At 71.2% G+C, this 20,849-nt stretch carries 19 protein-coding genes; 4 read left to right on the forward strand and 15 right to left on the reverse strand.

Features of this window, described 5'->3' with window-relative positions; all coding sequences use genetic code 11:
• Nucleotides 1-205: 205 nt before the first annotated feature.
• The 3 genes from N2041_RS07475 to N2041_RS07485 form a co-directional block, all read right to left on the reverse strand.
• Nucleotides 206-592: a four helix bundle protein gene (locus N2041_RS07475; RefSeq protein WP_297677377.1), complete on the reverse strand. Its 387-nt coding sequence runs from the start codon at nt 590-592 to the stop codon at nt 206-208.
• 80 nt (nt 593-672) lie between these two features.
• Complete coding sequence (locus tag N2041_RS07480) at nt 673-1,332, reverse strand: CDP-alcohol phosphatidyltransferase family protein (protein ID WP_297677379.1); 660 nt, start codon at nt 1,330-1,332, stop codon at nt 673-675.
• A complete protein-coding gene (locus N2041_RS07485) occupies nt 1,329-2,048 on the reverse strand; it encodes an NTP transferase domain-containing protein (protein WP_297677381.1) in 720 nt (239 codons plus the stop codon). The genes N2041_RS07480 and N2041_RS07485 overlap by 4 nt, the downstream gene beginning before the upstream one ends.
• Before the next feature lie 420 nt (nt 2,049-2,468).
• On the opposite strand from N2041_RS07485, the gene N2041_RS07490 reads away from it, so the two are divergent.
• From N2041_RS07490 to N2041_RS07500, 3 genes are all read left to right on the forward strand, one after another.
• Nucleotides 2,469-4,925 carry an HAD-IC family P-type ATPase gene (locus N2041_RS07490; protein ID WP_297677383.1) on the forward strand — a complete coding sequence of 819 codons (2,457 nt, stop codon included), beginning with the start codon at nt 2,469-2,471 and terminating at the stop codon, nt 4,923-4,925.
• Nucleotides 4,926-5,019: 94 nt separating this feature from the next.
• A complete protein-coding gene (locus N2041_RS07495) occupies nt 5,020-5,187 on the forward strand; it encodes a hypothetical protein (protein WP_367187704.1) in 168 nt (55 codons plus the stop codon).
• Nucleotides 5,188-5,221: 34 nt separating this feature from the next.
• Entirely contained in the window at nt 5,222-5,989 is a 768-nt protein-coding gene (locus N2041_RS07500) for an enoyl-CoA hydratase-related protein (protein ID WP_297677385.1), read from the forward strand.
• 4 nt (nt 5,990-5,993) lie between these two features.
• On the opposite strand, the gene N2041_RS07505 is transcribed toward N2041_RS07500, so the two are convergent.
• Nucleotides 5,994-8,027: a penicillin-binding transpeptidase domain-containing protein gene (locus tag N2041_RS07505; RefSeq protein ID WP_297677387.1), complete on the reverse strand. Its 2,034-nt coding sequence runs from the start codon at nt 8,025-8,027 to the stop codon at nt 5,994-5,996.
• On the opposite strand from N2041_RS07505, the gene N2041_RS07510 reads away from it, so the two are divergent.
• Nucleotides 8,005-9,180 carry a hypothetical protein gene (locus N2041_RS07510; RefSeq protein ID WP_297677389.1) on the forward strand — a complete coding sequence of 392 codons (1,176 nt, stop codon included), beginning with the start codon at nt 8,005-8,007 and terminating at the stop codon, nt 9,178-9,180. The two genes, N2041_RS07505 and N2041_RS07510, sit on opposite strands and share 23 nt — an antisense overlap.
• A 21-nt stretch (nt 9,181-9,201) precedes the next feature.
• Here N2041_RS07510 and N2041_RS07515 read toward each other — a convergent pair whose 3' ends face one another.
• From N2041_RS07515 to N2041_RS07565, 11 genes are all read right to left on the reverse strand, one after another.
• Nucleotides 9,202-10,374: a site-2 protease family protein gene (locus N2041_RS07515; protein WP_297677391.1), complete on the reverse strand. Its 1,173-nt coding sequence runs from the start codon at nt 10,372-10,374 to the stop codon at nt 9,202-9,204.
• 35 nt (nt 10,375-10,409) lie between these two features.
• On the reverse strand, nt 10,410-12,638 hold the full coding sequence (purL, locus tag N2041_RS07520) for a phosphoribosylformylglycinamidine synthase subunit PurL (RefSeq protein ID WP_297677393.1): 2,229 nt from the start codon (nt 12,636-12,638) through the stop codon (nt 10,410-10,412).
• A 58-nt stretch (nt 12,639-12,696) separates the two neighbouring features.
• Nucleotides 12,697-13,281, reverse strand: a complete 585-nt coding sequence (locus N2041_RS07525; protein ID WP_297677395.1) for a DUF4389 domain-containing protein — start codon at nt 13,279-13,281, stop codon at nt 12,697-12,699.
• 142 nt (nt 13,282-13,423) lie between these two features.
• The gene (purQ, locus tag N2041_RS07530; protein ID WP_297677397.1) at nt 13,424-14,125 is read right to left on the reverse strand and encodes a phosphoribosylformylglycinamidine synthase subunit PurQ; all 702 of its coding nucleotides are present in this window, start codon (nt 14,123-14,125) and stop codon (nt 13,424-13,426) included.
• A gap of 50 nt (nt 14,126-14,175) precedes the next feature.
• Nucleotides 14,176-16,353, reverse strand: coding sequence for an HDIG domain-containing metalloprotein (locus tag N2041_RS07535; RefSeq protein ID WP_297677399.1), 2,178 nt, complete (start codon nt 16,351-16,353; stop codon nt 14,176-14,178).
• Nucleotides 16,354-16,401: 48 nt separating this feature from the next.
• Entirely contained in the window at nt 16,402-17,127 is a 726-nt protein-coding gene (locus N2041_RS07540) for an HAD family hydrolase (protein WP_297677401.1), read from the reverse strand.
• A gap of 11 nt (nt 17,128-17,138) precedes the next feature.
• Nucleotides 17,139-17,639, reverse strand: coding sequence for a GatB/YqeY domain-containing protein (locus tag N2041_RS07545; protein ID WP_297677403.1), 501 nt, complete (start codon nt 17,637-17,639; stop codon nt 17,139-17,141).
• Nucleotides 17,640-17,713: 74 nt separating this feature from the next.
• Nucleotides 17,714-17,929: a 30S ribosomal protein S21 gene (gene rpsU, locus N2041_RS07550; RefSeq protein WP_098502930.1), complete on the reverse strand. Its 216-nt coding sequence runs from the start codon at nt 17,927-17,929 to the stop codon at nt 17,714-17,716.
• An 81-nt stretch (nt 17,930-18,010) separates the two neighbouring features.
• The gene (locus N2041_RS07555; protein ID WP_297677407.1) at nt 18,011-18,475 is read right to left on the reverse strand and encodes a DUF1992 domain-containing protein; all 465 of its coding nucleotides are present in this window, start codon (nt 18,473-18,475) and stop codon (nt 18,011-18,013) included.
• A gap of 78 nt (nt 18,476-18,553) precedes the next feature.
• Nucleotides 18,554-18,856: a hypothetical protein gene (locus tag N2041_RS07560; protein WP_270055265.1), complete on the reverse strand. Its 303-nt coding sequence runs from the start codon at nt 18,854-18,856 to the stop codon at nt 18,554-18,556.
• 140 nt (nt 18,857-18,996) lie between these two features.
• Nucleotides 18,997-20,847: a LysM peptidoglycan-binding domain-containing protein gene (locus N2041_RS07565; RefSeq protein ID WP_297677410.1), complete on the reverse strand. Its 1,851-nt coding sequence runs from the start codon at nt 20,845-20,847 to the stop codon at nt 18,997-18,999.
• Nucleotides 20,848-20,849 lie beyond the last annotated feature (2 nt).

The following is a 20,849-nucleotide window of genomic DNA, read 5'->3' on the forward strand; positions in this document are numbered from 1 at the left end:
CGTCGGTGGTGACGAGGATGTTCATCGCGGCTCATTGTAGATGGCAGTCCGGCGTTGGGCGTTGGCGGGATGCCGCGCGCTCGCCACCTTTGGCAGGATGCCGCGGGCTCGCCGCCCGCGGCGGGGGATGGCTCGCCGCCTGCGGCGGCATCGCCGCGGGATGCCGGCGTAGGGCGGGAACCGGGAACCGGGAGGCGGGAGACAGTCAGCCATCCCGTGACGGCAGGGTCTGGCGCTTGCGCAGCGAGCGGGCGAGCTGAAACAGCATCCCGCTCACGGCATGGATATGCGCATCGATGCGTGCGACGTCCTCGGGCGAGACCCAGCGCTGGCGCCTGGCCATGTCGAGCCAGCAGTCGACCTCGAACAAGGAGCCGCGCGCCCGGTCAATGAATGAGGCGTAGTCGAGCGGCGTGCTGCGGCCGTTCCCTTCAGCGATGTTGGCCGAGACCGACATCGCAGCGCTGCAAAGCTGGCTTCGAAACCAGTGCTCCCGGGCGAGCGGACCGGATGCTGCCAGGTTCAGGACTTCTTCGGCCAGCAGCTGGGCCCGCTGCCACACCTCGAGCTGCCGGTACGGCAATTCCGCCACGGCCGGGACTCTACCATATCGGGGTCCCGGACAACCCGTTGGGCGCATGGCGTCCCGCGACGACGGAATGGGCGTCAGCGTCAGCCCTCGCGGTTCCCGGCCCCCGCTTCCCGGTTCCCGCTTCCCGGTTCCCGGTTCCCCGCGAAGCGGAGGTAGGCGAGGCGCCACGCGATGGTGAGGGCGGCGAGGGCGGTGACGAGCGCGAGGGCGAGGTAGCACTGGCCGAGGACGGCGCCGATGGCGAGGATGAGGCTGCGGACGTCGCGGCTGGCGAGGCCGAAGATGCTGTCGAGGTTGCCGCCGCGGACGGCGTGGGGCAGGTCGGCTTCGATGCGGGCGCGGCTGTAGCTGACGATCAGCGAGGCGCCGAGGGCGAGCATGCCGACGAATTCGGGCCGGGGCCAGTCTTCGAAGCGGACGGCATAGACGGTCATGCCGGCGATGATGGCGGCATCGGCGTAGCGGTCGGTGACGGCATCGAAGATGGCGCCGAAGCGGCTGGCGGCGTTCTTGAGGCGGGCGAGTTCGCCGTCGACGCCGTCGATGACGGAGACGGCCTGGATGGCGATGCCGCCCGCGATGTTCCAGCCGGCGGCGAGCATGGCGCCGGTCGCGATGGCGAGGAGGAGGGTGAAGGCGGTGACCTGGTTGGGGGTGACCGGGGTGGGGCGGAGGGCGCGGGCCGCGGGCCGACTGAGCCGCCGGTTGAGGTGGCGCGAGACGAGGCCGTCGTAGGTCATTGGCGGGCTGCGAGGAGGGCTTCGGCGGCTTCGAGGTCGGCGCCGGTATCGATGTCGTACCAGTGCGCGCCGCCGATGTCGACGGCGCGGAGGGCGCGCCCGGCGGCGAGGCGGGCGAAGATGGCGGAGAGTTCGCAGCTCTCGGGCGCGGCATCGACGGCGCGCCAGGCCGCAGGGTCGAGCAGAAAGGCGCCGGTATCGAGGGCGTCGTACGGGTCGATGCGCTTGCCGATGGCGGTGACGAACCCCTCCGGGTCGAGCGCGAGGCGGGTGGCTTCGTCGCGGTAATCTTCGGGCCAGCGGGCGGGGCTGTCGGCGGCGACGAGGGAGACGCCGGCGGGCTGGGCTGCCCGGGCTTCGATGAGGCGCCGGAGGATGGCGGCGGAGAGGAGGTGGTCGGCCATGAGGAGGAGGAAGGGATCGCTGCCGGCCCACTGGCGGGCAGCGGCGAGGGAGAGGGAAGCGCCTTCGCGGAAACGGGCGTTATATATGAAGGAAAGGGCGAGGCCGTGGGAGGCGGCGGCGAGCGCTTCGCCGAGCTGGGCAGCGCGGTAGCCGAGGATGACGGCGACATCGCGGATGCCGGCGGCAGCGAGGGCGTCGAGGGTGTAGGCGATGATGGGGCGCCCGGCGACTTCGACGAGGGGCTTGGGCCGCTCGCGGGTGAGATGGCCGAGCCGGCCGCCGTCGCCGGCGGCGAGGATGACCGCCCTCACCTGCTGCCCCGGGATGCGCTGCGCATACGGATATCGTAGCGGTTCGGCGGCGGCGTCGCGTGTGGGCGCGGGGGGAGTTACGATGAGGGCGCCGGGCGAAACGCGCCGGAGTCCAACGGGAGGGTGGACTGCCATGTGGAGAACGGTTGGCTGGCTGACGCTGATGTGCGGCGTCTTCATCGGCATGCTGATCTCGCTGTCCATCATCGGCCTGAAGGCCTGACGCGGCGGAAGGCCGCGGAGGAGCGGCCATCGCTGGAAGAAAGAAGGCGGCCAGCCGGAGGGAAGGGCTGGCCGCCTTTTCGTGCGCATCCCGCAGGGGGAGCTGCTCAGCGCACCCGTACTATGCGCGCGGGGATGTTAGGCGCGGGTTAACCGGCCGGTCTTTCATTCCGGGCGCGTTTGCTTCAGGCTAGACGCGTGACGCAGGCGGCACAGGCTCCGCTCCCCGGGCTGCAGGAGGCGGCACAGCTGCGCGGGCTCACCTCCGCGGAGGCGATGGCGCGCGCCGCCGCCGGGCTCACGAACCGGGACGGGGGCCGCATCCGGAGCGACGCGGACGTCATCCGGGCGAACGTCCTCACGTTCTTCAACGTCATCCTCGGGTCGCTCATCATCGCGCTGCTGGCGATCGGCGAGTTCAAGGACGGCATCTTCGTCGGCCTCGTCGTCATCGCGAACGTGCTCGTGGCGACGCTGCAGGAGCTGAAGGCGACGCGGACGCTGCGGGAGCTGCGCGCGCTTACGGCGCCGCACGTGACGGTGGTGCGCGACGGGCAGGAGCTGGACATCGCGGCCGAGGACGTCGTGCAGGGCGACCTGATCCACCTGAAGAAGGGCGATCAGGTGGTGGCCGACGGCCGGGTGGTGGCGCGCGAGGCGGAGGTGGACGAATCGCTGCTGACGGGCGAGTCGGACTCCGTAAAGCGGGGGCCGGGCGACGAACTGCGGAGCGGGAGCTTCTGCACGGCGGGTGACTGCTACTACCTCGCGGAGAAGGTGGGGCAGGAGGCGTACGCGATGCGGCTGACGGCCGACGCGCGCCAGCTGGTGAAGCGGCTGACGCCGCTCCAGATCCGGTTCAAGCGGATCCTCCGGGTGCTGCTGACGGCGACGGGCGTGCTCGCGGCGGCGCTGATGATCCAGTATCTGATGACGGGCCGGGAGCTGGCCGACGCGCTCAAGGCGACGACGGCGACGGTGACGACGGTGGTGCCGACGGGGCTGCTGCTCGGCATGACGGTGGCGTTCGCGGTCGGCGCGGTGCGGGTGTCGCGGGCGGGGGCAATCGTGCAGGACATCAACGCGGTCGAGGCGCTGAACTACACGGACGTCATCTGCCTCGACAAGACGGGCACGATCACGGCGAACCGGATGTCGCTGCGGGAGGTGCGCTGGCTGCCGGGGGCGGAAGCGTACGCGGGCTGGCTGGGGGCGTTCGCCGCGGCCAGCCGGGAGGAGAGCAAAACGGCGGAGGCGCTGGCCGACGCGCTCGGGAATACGACGAACCTCGCGCGGGCGACCGGCTCGGTGCCGTTCAATTCGGAGCGGCGGTGGAGCGCGGTGCGGCTGGAGAAGGACGGCGAGGTGCGGGTTTTCGTCCTCGGGGCGCCGGAGACGGTGCTGCCGCGGTGCGCGAACGGCGCCGAGCTGGAGCCGGCCTACCGGGAGGCGGCGGAGCAGGGGCTCCGCGGGGTGGTCTTCGCGGAGGCGGAGCAGCTGCCGGGGCCGGGGGCCGACCCGGGGCCGCTGCGCGCGCTGGCGCTGCTGACGCTCGGGGATGAGCTGCGGCCGGAGGTGCGGAACGCCTTCGCGATGATGGAGCAGCTCGGCATCGAGCCGAAGATCATCTCCGGCGACAATCCGGAGACGGTGCGGGCGCTGCTGGCGCAGCTGGGCATCCGGCTGAAGGGCGGGGTCGTTGCCGGGCCGGAGCTGGAGCCGCTGCAGGGCGAGGCGTTCCTCCGGGCGGTCGAAGAGCACAGCGTCTTCGGGCGGGTGACCCCGGCGCTCAAGGCGCGCATCGTGGAAGCGCTGAAGGAGAACGGGCACTTCGTGGCGATGGTGGGCGACGGCGCGAACGACGTGCAGGCGCTGCGCACGGCGGACGTGGCGGTGTCGATGGCGAGCGGCACCTCGATGACGCGGGCGGTCGCGGGCATCGTGCTGCTGAACGATTCGTTCCTCGCGCTCATCCGGGGGGCGAAGGAGGCGACGGCGGTGCTCGGGAACGCGGCGCGGTTGAGCAAGCTGTTCATCGCGAAGAGCCTGTACGCCTACCTGATCATTGTGGCCACGAACATGCTGGGGCTCGATTTCCCGTTCCTGCCGCGGCACGGGTCGCTGACGGCGCTGCTGACGCTCGGCATCCCGGCGGTGTTCATTTCGATCAGCGTGCCGCCGCCGGATGCGGGGCGGGACTTCACGCGGAACGTGCTCCGCTGGGCGCTGCCGGCCTCGGTGGCGCTGGCGGTGGCGGCGATTCTCGTCCACCTGCTGACGGAAGGGGTGCTGCGGCGGGACATCGCGGAGGCGCGGACGCTCGTCTCGCTGACGATGGGCATCACGGGGCTGTTCTTCATGGTGGAGGTGCTGGGGTTCCAGGGCGCGTCGTGGCGGAGCCTGACGCGGCCGGTGCTGACGAGCTTCCTCGGGCTGCTGCTGGTGGCCGGCTTCCTCGTCACCATCTACACGCCGCGGCTGCGGCAGTTCTTCGACTTCACCGAAGTCCACACCGGCGACTGGGTGATCGTGCTGACGGCGGTGGCGGGGGCGCTGCTCGGGCAGTACCTGCTCAGCCGCTACTGGCAGCAGTTCCTGGACTTCCTGACGGCCGCGCCGGGGAAGCAGGACCGGCTGCGCGGCCGGGCGATCTGAGCGGCGCGGAGGCACATCTGTCCGCCTCGACGCCGGCAGCCCGGCCGACCAGGCAGGGCTCGGCTATTCGGACCTCGTTTACTACGTCGACAGCGTGTGGGTCGAAACCGTCGGGGAATTCTGCGACGAGCTGCGGTCGCGGAAGGCGGGCGACACGATTTGGATCGACATCACGCGGACGTACCGGGACGGTTCGTACGAGGACCTGTACGCGAACGTGACGCTGAAGGAGCGGCGCGCAGGCTGCGCCCGGCGGGGGTAGACTCCGGCGCGAACTCCAGCGCGGGGGTGCTGCGATGCCGGGCACGGTGCTCTACGAACGGGACGGCCGGGTGGCGACCATCACGTACAACCGGCCGGAGGCGCTGAACGCGATCAACGCGGAGCTGCGCGAGGACCTCGACGCGGCGTGGGCGCGGTTCCGGGACGACGAGGAGGCGTGGGTCGCCATCGTGACCGGCGCGGGCCGGGCGTTCAGCGCGGGGGCCGACCTGCGCGGGAGCGCGCCGCCGCGCGGGGCGACTCACTGGGAGACGCCGAGCCTGACCTCGCTGGAGAACGGGCTGGAGGTGTGGAAGCCGGTCATCGCGGCGGTGAACGGGTACTGCCTCGGCTTCGCCTGCACGCTGGTGGCGGCGTGCGACTTCGTCATCGCGAGCGAGCGGGCGGAGTTCGGCTTCCCGGAGGTGCGGCTCGGGGTGCCGACCATCCAGGGTGCGGTGCGGATGCCGCAGCGGGTGGGCTGGCAGCACGCGATGGAGCTCCTGCTCATCGGCGAACGGGTCGATGCGCAGCGGGCGAAGGAGATGGGGCTCGTGTGGAAGGTGGTGCCGCACGAGCGGCTGATGGACGAGGCGCGCGCGCTGGCCGACCGGCTGCTGAAGTCGGCGCCGCTGGCGGTCCGGGCGACGAAGGAGGTAGCCTGGCGCGGCCAGCAGATGCCGTGGGTCGAGGCGATCCGGTTCGGCGAGACGATGCGGCGCGTGGCGCAGGCGACGGAGGACGCGCGGGAGGGGATGGCGGCGGCGCGGGAGCGGCGGGAGCCGCAGTGGCGGGGCCGCTGACCGCTCAGCGGACGGCGGCGAGGAGGATGTCGCGGGCGATGGGCCCGGCTTCGATGGAGCCGGACTTGCCGTCATCGAGGACGACGGCAGCGATGGCGCGCGGCTGGCTGGCCGGCGTCATCGCGACGAAGAGGGCGTGGGACTGCTGGTTGGCGTCCTCGGCGGTGCCGGATTTGCCGGCGAAGTTCGTGTAGCCGGCGAGCGCGAAGGCGGCGGAAGCCGTGCCGGAGGGGCCGGTGACGAGTTCGAGGCCGCGCTGGAGGTGAGCGCGCTGCTCGGGGGTGAGGGGCAGCGTGCCGCGGACCGCCGCCTCGGCGCCGGCGAGGAGCCGCGGCGTCCGGAGCTGGCCGGTGACGAAGGTGCTGTAGGCGTTGGCGAGCTGGAGGGGGGTGACCTGGAGGTCGCCCTGGCCGATGCTGAGGTTCACTTCGTCGCCGGGGTACCAGGGCTGGCCGGTGGCGCGGCGCTTCCACGCGGCATCGGGCACGAGGCCCGCTTCTTCGACGACGCCGACCGTGCCGGTGGGGGCGCCGAGGCCGAACTGGCGGGCCATCTCCGCGAGCGCGTCATCGAACCCGTCGTAGAGGCGGAGGCCGATTTCGTAGAAAACGGGGTTGCAGGAGCGCATGAGCGCCTCGGCGATGGTGAGCATGCCCTGCGCGCCCTCCCAGTTGCGGCGGGGCGGGTCGACGCCGTACCAGACGGCGCCGCATTCGAGCCGGTCGGTCGGCTCGAGGCCGAGGTAGACCATGCCGGCCGCGCCGGTGATGAGCTTGAAGGTGGACCCCGGGGCGTAGAGGCCGGACGTCGCGCGGTTGGCGAGCGGCGCGCCGGGGGCGGCGGTGATGGCGGCGAGGGCGGCGGCATCGCCCCGTTCGAAGGCGTCCGGGTCGAACGAGGGCGAGCTCACGAGCGCGAGGAGGTCGTTGCTGGCCGGGTCGATGACGACGGCGGCGCCGGCGCGGCCGCCGAGCCGCTCGTAGGCGCGCTGGAGGGTCGGCGCATCGAGGGTGGTGCGGATGTCTTCGCCCTGGCGGAAGGGGCGGGAGATGAGCACCTCGGCGACGCCGCCGTCAGGGCCGATGAGGCGGAGCTCGGCGCCGATGGCGCCGGCGAGGCGGTCATCGAGGAGGGCTTCGAGGCCGACGGCGCCGGTGCGGTCGCCGGGGCGGTAGCCCTGGCCTTTGCGGGCGGCGAGCTCCTCGGCGGTGTATTCGCGGGTGTAGCCGACGACGTGGGCGGCGGCCGGGCCGAGCGGGTGGACACGCTGCGATTCGACGTAGATGACGATGCCCTGGAAGGGGCGGAGGAGCTGGTTGGCGAGCTCCACCCTGTCCTCGGGGATGGGGCCGACGCGGACGCGGTGGTTGAGGGGAGCGGGAGAGGCGAAGGCGGCATCGACCTGCTCGCGGGTGAAGCCGAACTGGAGGAGGGCGGCTTCGAGGGCCGGGCGGTCGGTGATGACGCTGCGGTTGAGGCCGACGTGGCGGATGTCGCGCGTGACGGCGAGTTCGATGCCGTTGCGGTCGTAGATGGTGCCGCGGACCGGGCGCTGGATGATGGAGCTGAAGGTGTAGCCGCCGGCCATGCGGGGGTGGATGACGGACGGGTCCCAGGCGGCAAGGTAACGGGCCGGTGCAGGGACGAGCTCGAGGGCGGTGGAGTATTCGAGGGTGCCGAAATAGGCTGTATCGAGGCGCACGTCGAGGCGGGCGCTGGCGCCGTCGACGCTGGCGACGCGGACGGCGGTGCCGGTGACGGTGAGCTGCTCTTCGAAGGTGCGGTAGGCATCGGCGAAGGCTTCGAAGGCGTAGGCGCGCTGGGAAGCCGGGGAGAGGAGCAGGTAGAGGGCCTGGTAATCGCCGGCGCTCCAGGCGGCGGCGAACTCGGCGGCAGCGGCGGCGGGCGAGCCGGGCTCGGGTTCGGCGGCAGGTTCGCCGGGGCCGCCGCGGGATGCGAGGAGGCGCGCGCCGGCGACGGCGCCGCCAGCGAGGAGGCCGATGATGATGGCTGCGATGAAGGCTGCGCGCACGGGCATGCGCCGCTCCTCGTGGTTCCCCGCCGCATGGATTGTAGCAGCGGCGGCCGTCGCGGCTGCCCTCATCTTGACCGGCTGCGGCGGCAACGGCGGGAACGGCGGCGATGGCGGCAGCGGGCCGGCAGGCCCCGGCCCGGCGGTCGAGCGGCAGGAACCGGCGGGCGAGCCGCGCTCGCTGCTGCTCGGCTTCAGCTCGCTGCCGCCGGAGCTGACGAGCGAGGCGTACATCCAGGCGTTCGCCACGGCGGCGCAGTACGCGGACCTCATCCTCATCCAGCGGACGCCGCCGTGGGCCGATTTCCTGCCGGGCGGCAACATCTCGCAGGAGACGGCCGAGACGACGCGGCTGGAGACGGCGCTCCTGAAGCAGTACAGCGACTTGAAGCTGTATTTCGCCATCGACCCGACGGACGGGGCGGTCCAGCGGAGCCGGCTGGCGAACCTGCCGCCTTCGGTGGACGTGCAGGCGGGCTTCACGGACCCGGGCGTGCGGGCGGCGTTCGTGGCCTACGCAGCGTACGTGGCGAAGAACTACCGGCCGGCGTACATGGCGCTCGGGGTCGAGGTGAACATGATCTACGAGCGGGCGCCGGAACAGTTCGAGGCGTTCGTCTCCCTCTACCAGGAGGCGTATGCCGTGGTGAAGGGGAACAGCCCGGAGACGAAGGTGTTCCCGACCTGGCAGCTGGAGGACCTGGAAGGGACGTTCGGACAGGTGCACCCGCCGCGCTGGGAGCTGCTGGAGCGGTTCCGGGGGAAGATGGACGTGCTGGCGATCAGCACCTACCCGTTCCTCGGCGAAGTGCGGAGCGTGGCGGACATCCGGGAGGATTACTACCGGCAGCTGCGGGCGCGGTGGGACGGCGAGATCCTCATCGCGGAGACGGGCTACCCCTCGGCGCCGGTGGAGGGGCGCGAAGCGGTGGGGACGGAGGCGGAGCAGCGGGCCTACCTGCAGCGGCTGCTGACGGAGGCGGAGCAGCTCGGCTTCACGGGGGTGGTGTGGTTCGCGGCGCTCGACCCGGCATTCGCGACGACGGGGCCGGCGGTGGCGTTCCGGGATATCGGGCTGCGGCGGGCGGACGGCTCGAACAAGCAGGCGTGGCCGCTCTGGGAGGAGTGGGCGCGGCGGCCGCTGGCGGCGGGGAAGTAGGCGCGGCGCGCGGCGGGCGCCTCAGGGGATGGCGGTAGGGGCGGCGGGCCGCTCTTCGTCGATGGCGGGATTGTTCTCGCCGAGCGATTCGGCGAGCTGGAGGCGTTCGAGGATTTCGCGGCGGGTGACGAGGCCGACCATGCGGCCGTCTTCGAGGACGGGCACCTGGTTGAGGGCCTTTTCGCCGAGGAGCGTGAGGATTTCGACGGCCGGCGTGGAGGCGTCGACGGTGATGACGCGCTCGCGCGGGGTCATGACGGCCTGGGCGGGCGTGTGCGGCCATTCCGCGCGCGGCACGCGGCGGACGTCGCTGACGGTGAGAATGCCGAGCACGGCGCCGCCATTCGCGACCATCACGGCACGCTCGCCGTGGCCGACCATGTACTCGTCGACGACGGCGGAGAGGGGCAGGCCCGGCACGACGGTGGGGAAGTCGGCGCGCATGACGTCGCGCGCGGTGAGGCGGCGGAGGACGCCTTCGAGCTGGAGGTTGGAAGCTTCGCCGCGGGCGGCGCCGAGGAGGAACCAGCCGATGAACATGAGCCAGAGGCCATCGAGGAGGAAGCCGCCGAGGAGGATGAAGAAGCCGATGCCGAGGAGCGTGTAGCCGAACAGTTCGCCGACGCCGGCGGCGGTGCGGGTGGCCTTGCGGAAGCTGCCGGAGCGCTTCCAGGCGATGGAGCGGAGGACGCGGCCGCCATCGAGCGGGAAGCCGGGCAGCATGTTGAAGACGCCGAGGAGGGCGTTGACAGCGGCGAGGTAGAAGAGGATGGCTTCGAGCTGCTGGTTGAGCGAGCCGAGGAGGAGGCCGGCGGCGCCGGTCAGGGCGGCGATGACGAAGCTGGTGGCCGGGCCGGCGGCTGCGATCTGGAACTCTTCGCCGGCGGAGGAGGGCTGACGCGCCAGGTGGGAGACGCCGCCGAAGATGAACAGCGTGATGCGCGGCACCGGGAGGCCGCGCCGCTTCGCCACGAGCGCGTGGGCGAGTTCGTGCAGGAGGACGGTGAAGAAGAGGAGGAAGGCGGAGGCGGTGCCGACGGCCCAGTAGGTGCCGGTGCTCCAGTTCTCGTAGCGGGCGGGGAAGAGGCCCTCCGAGAGGGAATAGGAGAGGAAGGCGATGATGAGGAGCCAGGACGGGTGGATTTCGATATCGATGCCGAAGAGGCGGGCGACGCGGAAGGAGCCTCCGAACATGGCGTAAGCATAGCGGAACGCGGGGAACGGGAGGGTCAGGCGTCGAGGAGGGCTTCGTAGGCGCGGCGGAGCTCGTCGACCGGGAGGTCGACCGGGCCGAAGCGGAAGCGGGGCTCGCGGGTGGTGCGGCCGAGGAAGGTGACGGGGACGCCGAGCTCTTCGCCGAGGTCGCGCAGGCGGGCGAGCCCGCCGCCCTGCCGGAAGACGTCGGCGGCGATGGTGACGACGATGCGGGACTGGGCTTCGCCGAAGAGCGCGGCATCGAGGCGGCCGGGGAGGTCGCGCGCGCCGTCGAGACCGAAGCCGCCGAGGATGCAGCCCTCGGCGAGGGCGACGGCGAGGCCGCCTTCGGAGCAGTCGTGCGCGCTGAGGAGGAGGCCCTCAGCGTGGGCGCGCAGGACGAGCTGGTGGAGGCGCTGTTCGAGCGCGAGGTCGATGGCGGGCATGCCCGCGACGCGGCCGTGCTCGGCTTCGAGGTATTCGGAGCCGCCGAGGGTGGCGGCGGGCTGCTCGAGGGCGGCGCCGAGGAGGACGACCTGGCAATCGGGCCCTTCGAAGCCGGCGCGGAGGTGGTGGCTGACGTCATCGAGGAGGCCGAGCATGCCGATGATCGGCGTCGGGTAGACGGGGCGGCCGCCGGCTTCGTTGTAGAGGCTGACGTTGCCGCTGACGACCGGGGTGCCGAGCTGGAGGCAGGCCTCGGCGACGCCGCGGATGGCGTGCTCGAGGGTGTAGTAGACGTCCGGGCGTTCGGGGTTGCCGAAATTGAGGCAGTCGGTAACGGCGACGGGGACGGCGCCGGCGCAGACGACGTTGCGGGCGGCCTCGGCGACGGCGATGGCGCCGCCGGCGTAGGGGTCGAGGTAGACGAGGCGGGCGTTGCAGTCGGTGGCGACGGCGATGCCGCGGGTGGTGCCGGGGACGCGGAGGACGGCGGCGTCGCCGCCGGGCGGCACGACGGTGTTGGCGAGCACCTGGTGGTCGTACTGGCGGAAGACGCCGCGCTTCGAGGCGATGTTGGGGCGGGCGAGCATCCGGAGGAGGGCGGCGCCGGCGTCCGCGGGGGCGAGGTCGGGCAGGGTGCCCGGGTCGAAGGCGTTCAGTTCGGCCAGCTCGGCGGGGCGCACGCCCTGGCGGCGGTACTGGGGCGGGTCGGTGGCGATATCGACGGGGACGCGGGCGACTTCGATGCCGTGCTCGCGGACGACGACTTCGCGGCCGGCGGTGACGACGCCGATCGGCGCGCAGTGGAGCTCCCAGCGCTCGAAGAGGGCGGTGACCTCGGCGACGTGCTCTTTCTTCGCGATGACGAGCATCCGCTCCTGGCTCTCGGAGAGCATGACTTCGTAGGGCGTCATGCCCTGTTCGCGGCGGGGGACGTTTTCGAGGTCGAGGATGGCGCCGGAGCCGCCCTTCGCGCAGCATTCGACGACGGAGGAGGTGAGGCCGGCGGCGCCGAGGTCCTGGAGGCCGACGACCCAGTCGCGGTGCTGCGAGGCGAGCTCGTAGCAGGCCTCCATGAGGAGCTTTTCGAGGAAGGGGTTGCCGACCTGGACGGCGGGGCGCATCTCTTCGAAGCGGGCTTCGGGGTCGGTGCGGGAGGCGAGGCCGCTGGCGCCGTGGATGCCGTCGCGGCCGGTATCGGCACCGACGAGGAGGAGGACGTTGCCCTCGCCCTGGGCGCGGGCGCTGAGGAGCTTATCGGTCTCGGCGATGCCGACGCACATGGCGTTGACGAGCGGGGTGCCGGCGTAGGCAGGCGCGAAGAAGACTTCGCCGCCGACGGTGGGGATGCCGAGGCAGTTGCCGTAGCCGCCGATGCCGGCGACGACGCCGTGGAAGAGGTAGCGGTCCTGCGGGTTTTCGAGCGGGCCGAAGCGGAGCGAATCGAGGATGGCGACGGGGTAGGCGCCCATGGCGAAGATGTCGCGCACGATGCCGCCGACGCCGGTGGCAGCGCCCTGGTAGGGCTCGATGGCGGACGGGTGGTTGTGCGACTCGATCTTCATGACGACGCAGCGGCCGTCGCCGATATCGATGGCGCCGGCGTTTTCGGCGCCGACTTTGGTGAGGATGCGCTCGCCGCTGGAGGGGAGGAGGCGGAGGAGGGGCTTGCTGTTCTTGTAGCCGCAGTGCTCGCTCCAGAGCGAGCCGAACATGCCGAGTTCGACCTCGTTCGGCTCGCGGCCGAGGCGCTGGACGAGGAGGTCGTACTCCTCGCGGCTGAGGGCGACGGCATCGAGGGCGGCCTGGTCGACGGGCATGGGGGTATGGTACGCGGGCGCGTGCGTACGGGATAAGGCGCGGGGCCGCCGGCCGCCGTCAGCTCATGCTGAAGGGCGGGTACTCGTCGGTGAGGAGGAGCATGTAGGCGCCAACGCGGGTGTTCCAGCGGAGGTAGCCGGAGACGAAGTCGTGGATGAAGGCGGGCAGCCGGCCGATGAAGATGCCGACGACCCAGCCGATGAAGAGGAGGAAGTTCGCCACGATCTGGAGGATGTAGAGGATGATGGCGTGAGGGATGACCATGAAGAGGCGGAAGAAGACGGTCAGGCGGCTGCGGCCGTCGAGTTTCGCCTCGCCCCAGAAGCGGACGGGGTAGCCGGCATCCGGGCCCATAGCGAAGGGCGGGTATTTGCCCGTGAGCAGGTAGATGTAGGCCTGCATGCGCACGGCCCAGTGGTAGACGTTGAGGATGAAGCTCGCGAACCCGCCGGGCAGCTTGCCCGTGATGACGATGATGAACCAGGCGAGGACGACGAGGATTTCGGCGACGAGTCCGAGGATGCCGACGACGATGATGTGGGGGATGGCGAGGAGGTAGCGGAAGAAGATGGCGAGGCGGGACTGGGATGCTGGCGGGTCGATCTCGAGCCCGAACGGGTAGGAGGGAGCTGCAGCGACCATCCTGGGGCGACTCCATGCGGCCGGCCCTGTGGGCCCGCGCCAGCGGACGCGACACGATGGCGCCGCGCCCGCGCCGCGGATTCTGCGCGCGCACATGTTCACGTGTAAAGATTTGGTTGACGATGCGATGATTCGCGCTGCGCTAGCTGACGGCGGCGAGGGCGGAGCGGATGACGGATTCCCAGATGCGGTTGCCGTCGTCGCCGCCGACGAGCGGTTCGCCGGCGCGCTCGGGGTGGGGCATCATGCCGAGGACGTTGCCGCGTTCGTTGATGATGCCGGCGATGTTGCGGGCGGAGCCGTTGGGGTTCGCCTCGGGGGTGACGTTGCCGGCGGCGTCGCAGTAGCGGAAGACGACGCGGCCTGCGGCTTCGAGCCGGTCGAGCGTCTCCGGGTCGGCGTAGTAGTTGCCTTCGCCGTGGCTGATGGGGATGCGGAGGACGGCGCCCTGGGGGATGGCATCGACCCAGGGGCTGGGGCCGCCTTCGCGGCGGAGGTAGACCCATTCGCAGCGGAACTGGAGGCTGGCGTTGCGGACGAGGGCGCCGGGCAGGAGGTGGCTTTCGCAGAGGACCTGGAAGCCGTTGCAGATGCCGATGACGGGCTTGCCGGCCTCGGCGAAGGCGGTGACGGCCTCCATGATGGGGGAGAAGCGGGCGATGGCGCCGCAGCGGAGGTAGTCGCCGTAGGAGAAGCCGCCGGGGAGGACGACCGCATCGAAGCGGGCGAGGTCGGTCTCGCGGTGCCAGAGGATTTCGGCCTCCTGGCCGAGGATGTCGTGGAGGACGTGGTAGGTGTCGCGGTCGCTCCAGGTGCCGGGGAAGCGGACGATGGCGAAGCGCATACGGTGATTGTGGGGCCGGGCAGCCGGGTGTGTCGAACGGGCGCGCCGGTTCAGGGGCTGCGGACGGGGGTTTCGCCGCGGGCCACGGACGCGAGCTCCTCCGGGGTGGGCTGCGGGTAGCGGACCCGCGGGTGGTAGACGGCGCGGAAGGTGGCTTTGAAGGTGCGGGCGATCGCCTGGAGGTCGCGCATGGTGATGTCGCATTCGTCGAACTGGCCCTCGGCGAGGCGCTCGGCGATGACGGCGTCGACAGACTGGTCGATGGCGGCCGGGTCGTGGTCGCCGGCGCGGATGACGGCCTCGCAGGAGTCGGCGAGCATGACGATGGCGGCTTCGCGGCTCTGGGGGCGCGGGCCTTCGTAGCGGAAATCGGCCGGGTCGGGCTGGCGGCCTTCGCGGACGGCGGTGCGGTAGAAGTAGGAGACGAGGCGGGTGCCGTGGTGCTGGGGGATGAAGTCGCGGATGACGTCCGGCAGGCGGTGCTTGCGGGCGAGTTCGAGGCCGTTGGTGACGTGGGCGCGGATGATGCGCGCGCTTTCTTCGGGCGGCAGGCCGTCGTGGGGGCTGGCGGCGCCTTCTTCGAGCATGTTTTCGATGTAGTAGCGGGGCATGGCGAGCTTGCCGATGTCGTGGTAGTAGGCGCCGACGCGGGCGAGGAGGGGGTCGGCGCCGATGGCGATGGCGGCGCGCTCGGCGAGGGAGCCGACGAGCATGCTGTGGTGGTAGGTGCCCGGGGCTTCCTCCTGCAGGCGGCGGAGGAGCGGGTGCTCGGGCTGGGCGAGTTCGAGGAGCTGGATGCGGGAGGTGATGCCGAGCGCGAACGCGAGGAGGGCGAAGATGCCGAGGCCGAGGACAGCGCTGGCCGCGCCGTGGATGCCGGCCGCGAGGCCGATCCACGCGAGGTCGACGTTGGCGCGGGGCATTTCGAACAGCCAGAACGAGGCCATCGCGGCGCCGGTGGCGAGGGCGGCGGCGATGCCGGCGAGGGCGTAGCGGTTGATGCGCTCGGCGCGGTTGATGGCGGCGGCGCCGGCGAGGCCGCCCGCCGTGGCGACCATGGCGTATTCGAGCGACTGGAGGGGGCCGATGTAGGTGGAGCCGGCGACCTGCGGGAAGCTGCCGCCGATGAAGGCGGCGAAGATGCCGACGGCCGCCGCGACGACGGCCGCGTAGGAGAGCCGGGCGAACGAACCGACGACGATGGCCGCCGTGGAGACGGGGATGGCGTGGAGGAGGAAGGTCCGCTCGGCATCGGGGGTCAGGACGGGGAAGGCGACGCGAACGCCGAGGAGGACGGCGAGGATGGTGAGGGCGGCGGCGATGAGCCGGCGGTTTGCCGGGCTTTCGAACGGCTGGAGGAGGTAGGCGTAGAGGCCGAGGAGGAGGCCGAAGCCGGCGGCGATGAGGCCGGCGCCGCCGAGCGTGTAGGGGTCGAGGCCGTCCCGGAGGGTGCCGGTGGCGCGGAGGGCTTCGATCTCCTGCGCGGTGATGCGCTGGCCTTCGGTGACGATCACCTGCCCGGCGGTGATGGTGCGGACGACCGGGCTGACGGCGTCGCGGGCCTGCTGGCGGGCGCGCTCGGTGGCGTCGGCATCGACGCGGAAGTTCGAAACGGCGAAGGCGCGCAGGAGGGTGGAGAGGGCCGCGCGCTCGCCTTCGGAGGCGGAGCCGCGCTGGGCGATGAGCTGTTCGACGGCGGCGGCGATGTCGCGCTGCTGCTCCTCCGGGGTGGCGCCGCGGCCGATGGGGCTGCTCATCAGGGCGCGGAGGAGGTCGGCGGCTCGCGATTCGAAGAGCGCGAGGCCGGTCGTGTCGAGCGAGATGAGGTAGAGGCGGGTGGTGCTGCCGATGGGGCCCGGGGCTTCGAGCGCGGCGAGCTGGTCGGCCTTCTGCTGCGTGGTGAGGTCGGTGCGGGCGACGATGCTGCGGACGCTGGCGAGGTAGCGCTGGAGGGCGGCGACGCGGGCATCGGTGAGGGCAGGGTCGGGCGGGAGGGGGACGTCCTGCACGGCCGCGGCGGCCTGCTCGCGGGCGGCTTCGGTGAGCGCTTCGGAGACGAACTGGGCATCGTGGGCGGCTTCGAAGGTGCGCGGGGCGTAATCGCCCTCGGCGAGGTCGGAGCGGAGCCCGGCGATGGGTGCGACGAGGAGGGCGGCCCCGGCGGCGAGGATGAGGCCGAAGGCGGCGGCGGTAACCCGCGTGACGGCGGGGGATGGCGGGCGGAGCATGACGGTGATGTCAGGATACCAGAGCGGGACGGGCGGACCGGCGGGGGCTCAGAAGCCGTAGCGGGGCGAGAGCCCTTCGCCGAGAAGGTCGGCGAGGCCGGCGAGCCGTTCGATGACGAGGTAGCCGGCGGCTTCTCGCTGGCGGCCACGCCGGTCGAGCAGGACGGCGCGGAGGCCGGCGGCCCGCGCGCCGGCGATGTCGGTCGCCGGGGTATCGCCGACGAAGACGGCCTCGTGGGGTTCGAGGCCGAGGTCGGCGAGGGCGCGCCGGAAGGGCGAGGGGCTGGGCTTGGCGAGCCCGACATCGGCGGAGGAGACGAAGGTTTCGAGGTAGCCGGCGAGGCCGAGGCTGTTGATGAGCGGGTGCCAGTAGGCAGCGGGAAAGATGGAGTTGCTGACGACGCCGAGGCGGTAGCCGCGGTACTTCAGGGAGGCGAGGATGGCGCGGGCGTCGTCGTAGACTTCCTGGCCGCGGCAGGCGGCATCGAAGAAGAGGCGGGCGGCAGCTTCGACGTCGCCGGCGGCGGCGGGCCAGCCGAGCCAGGTGAAGGCCTGGCCGAGGATGCCGCAGATCTCCGGGGCGCGGTCGCCGGGGTAGGGGCCGCGGTTCGGCAGGACGGCTTCGAAGGCGCGTTCGACGTCGGCGGGGCGGGCTTCGACGCCGAGTTCGCGGGCGGCGTAGGCGGCGACAGCGGCGCAGGCTTCGGGAACCCGGTCGGCGCCGGGCCGGGCGATCGTGCCATCCCAATCGAAGAGGACGCCGCGGATCGCCATCGCGGGCCGCCTCAGCCGCCGAGCAGGCTTCGGACGATGTCGTTGATGGTGCGGCCGTCGGCGCGTCCGGCGAACTCTTTCGTGAGCACGGGCATGACTTTGCCGAGGTCGCGCGCGGTGGTGGCGCCGGTCTCGGCGATGACGCGGCGGGCGGCGGCTTCGATGTCGTCGCGGCTGGCCTGCTGCGGGAGGTAGGTCTCGAGGACGGCGACTTCGGCGGATTCCTTGTCGACGAGGTCCTGCCGGCCGGCCTTCCGGAACTGCTCGATGCTTTCCTTGCGCTGCTTGATCTGCTTCTGGATGAGGGCGAGGACGGCGGCGTCATCGAGGACGAGCGGCGGGAGTTCGGCCATGCGGGCGAGCTCTTCGTCGTTGGCGCCGGCGGGCGGGGTGCGGATCTCGGCGTTCTTGATGGCGGAGAGGAGCATGCGCAGGGTGGACTTGCGGGTCTCGTCGCGGCTGCGCATGGCGTCGGCGAGGTCGGCCTGGATGCGGTCGCGGAGGGTGGACATAGGCGGGCTCCAGAACGGGATGGCCCGGCGAAGGTGCCGGGCCATCGGTGTCGGTCGTGGTGCTGCGAGGCGGCTCAGCGCCGGGCGGCGGCTCGGGCTTCGCTGCGAAGCTGCTTCTTGCGGAGTTTGCGAAGGCGCGCTGCTTCCTTCTTCTTGCGCTTGACGCTGGGCTTTTCGTAGTGCTCGCGGCGCCGCGCTTCGGAGAGGATGCCGTCCTGCTGGACGCGCTTATTGAAGCGCTTGAGGGCTACCTCGAACGGCTCGCCTTCGGCAACGATGACTTCGGACAAGAGCTGCTCTCACCTCGCCTTCTGGGTGGGATGGTGGATGCGCGCGAGGCGCGTCCTTTACTGTAACACGGCCGGGCGGCCTCAGGCGAACAGATGGCGGAAACCGGCCGGGATGCGGCTGTCGAGGCGCTCGAGGTGGTATTCGACCCAGATGCCGGGGCGTTCGGTGCGGATGCCGGGGGCATCGAGGTTGAAGCGGTCCTGCTGGCGGCGGATGTCGCGGGCGAGCTGTTCGTACCGCTGGCGGGCGTGGAGGATGGCGAGGCGGTGGCCCTCCCAGTCGCCGGTGGCGGCGGCCTGCTCGCAGAGGCGGCGGTGGGCCTCATCGATGCCGGCGAGCCGTTCGAGCCCGGCTTCGATGTCGCGCGCGAGGTTGAGCCATTCCGGGAGGACGCCGGCGTTCTTGAGGATATGGTGGCCGAGCCAGTTCGGGTCGTTTTCGTTGCCGTCGAAGCGGAGCGGTTTGCCGGCGCCGGGGAGGTTATCGAAGAGGCCGGCGGCCATGGCTTCCTGGATCTGGGATTCGATGGCTTTTTCGAGCGACATGGGCGGCCGGGCTCGGACGGGAATGGCCCGCCGGGCGGCGGGCCATTCCATGGTAGCGGACTGCGGACGGCCGCGGCGTCAGTCGGCCGAGGGGAGGACCTTCGGCTGGAGGAGCTCCATCGGGCGGCCGTCGACGTTGAGAGCGCACGGGCCGGGCTTCACGACGAGCACTTCGATGCCGGTCTGCTCATCGCGGTAGCGCTTGCCGAGCTGGACGGTCTCCATGCCGGTGGTATCGACGGTGACGCTCGGGTCTTCCTGGCCGCGGATCTGCATGGGGACATCGCCGCAGCGGAGTTCGCCGTTGCCCCCTTTGGTGACGATGAATTCGGCGACGCCGCCGGGCACGACGTAGCGCTTGCCAGTCTGGGCTGCTGCCATCCCTTCTTCCCCTGTCCTGTGGAAATTGGCGCCCGGGTGCCGGGCGCGGTATTTGGCCGGATCCTACGGAGGCGGCGGGCCGGGGTCAAACGGAAGGGGGGCCGGACGGCCCCCCTTCGTGCGGTGCGCGCGGGCGGAGGTTATTCCTCGACCCAGATGTAGGCGAGCATCGGCGGATGGTAATCGCAGGTCACCTTGAATTCGCCGGGCGTGTTCATGGTGATCTGGCGGGTATCGCCCTGGCGGAGGTCAGGCCCCTGCACCTGGCCGTTGAAGACGATGTTGTGGAGGCCGACGACGGACGTGAAGGTGATGGTGGTGCCGGGCTTTACCTTCACGCCGCCCTGGTTCGGGGGCTGCTGCTGGCCGTCGGCGATAACGGTCCAGTCGCTGGCGTGGGCGTCAATCTTCACGTCGGTGCTGAAGTTGTCCGGCTTCGTGATGCTGACCGGGGTGCCGAGGCCAGGCAGGGTTTCGAAGACGGCATTCGGGATGGCGTACTGGACGCAGGCCGTGCCGGGGTTGATCGCGTCGGGCGGCGCGGTGCCCCAGGCCGAATCCGGCAGCTTCAGCGCGGTGCCGATGGCGAGGATGCTGTTCGCCTGGATGCCGTTGGCTTCGGCGAGGGTCGCGGCCGTCACGTTGGAGAAGCCGGCGGCGACTTCCTCGAGGCTCTGGCCCTTCACCGTGTAGCGGTCGATCTTCGGCAGCCGGATGACGACGTCCTGGCTGAGCGGCGTGGCCGGGTCCGCATTGTTGGCGCGCGCCAGGTCGGCCACGGTGGTCTTGTGGTCGTTGGCGACCGACTGCCAGGTATCGGCGAGCCCGACGATGTAGCGGGTGCCGGAGGGCAGCCGGATCTCCTGGCCGGGGTTCACGACCGGCGAGGCCGGGTCGAGGTTGTTGAGGGTGGCGAGGGCGGCGACGTCCGTGATGCCGTGCATCTCGGCGATTTCGGCGAGCGTCTGGCCTTCCTTCGCGACGTAGACGAGGTTGGGGAGGTTCAGCCGGCGCCGGTGCTCGAGCTCGGCGGTGTCGGCGACGCCGTTGAAGATGTCGGGGTTGAGCTGGCGGAGGTCGGCGACGGCGATGCCGTGCTGCTGGGCGATGGAGGACGGGGTATCTCCGGCGGCGATGATGTAGGTCGCGCCCTGCGGCAGCTGGAGCGTCTCACCGGGGAAGAGGCCGGCGCGGGGCTGGCCGTCGGCGGTGAGGAGCTGCATCGTCGCGACGCCGCGCTTCTCTTCGTAGGTGTACTTCAGCCCGTTGAGGTCGGCGATGATGACGGGGCCGACGAACTGGGCATCGGCGATCTTCCGCAGGGTCTCGTTGTCCTTGTAGACGGTGTAGACGTAGCCGTTCGGCATCGCGCTGAAGCCCGGGATGCGGACGCGCGTGTACTTCGGCAGGACTTCGTCGACGTTGCGGTTGCCGTTGGCGGCGGAGATCTCGGCGTAGCCGATGCCGTGCTGGCGGGCGATGGTGGTGAGGGTATCGCCGCTGACGAGGGCGGTGAGCTCAGTATTCAGGTTGTGGGCGAAGTGCTCGGCTTCGAGCCACCACTTGGAGGTGGGGACGCCGTCGACTTCGGTGTCCTCGGGCGCGGTGATGAGGTTGATGAGGTGTTCGATCTGGATGGTATTGAGCGAGCCGCCGTTGGTGTTGAGCCAGGCGGGCATGCGGGTGCCGGCGCGGCCGCAGTAGAGGGTGCGGCGGAGCATCGCCTTATTGGCGGCGAGGACGAGGGGATCCTGGTTCTTGAACTCCGGCGTATCGAGCGGGAGGCCGACGCCGCCCTCGCCGCGGTTGCCGTGGCAGGTGCGGCAGTTGTTCGCGTAGAGGAGGGCGCCCCGCTCGCGGGACTGGTCCATCGTCCAGGTCTGCTGCGACTCCGAGCGAACGGGGAGGTCGATGGCCGCGTAGGCTGCGCAGCCGCCGACGGTCATGAAGAGGAGGGCGACGATCAGGATGATCTGCTTTTGGGTGTTCAATC

Origin of the sequence: Tepidiforma sp., assembly GCF_026419595.1 — a bacterium.
Classification (GTDB): domain Bacteria; phylum Chloroflexota; class Dehalococcoidia; order Tepidiformales; family Tepidiformaceae; genus Tepidiforma.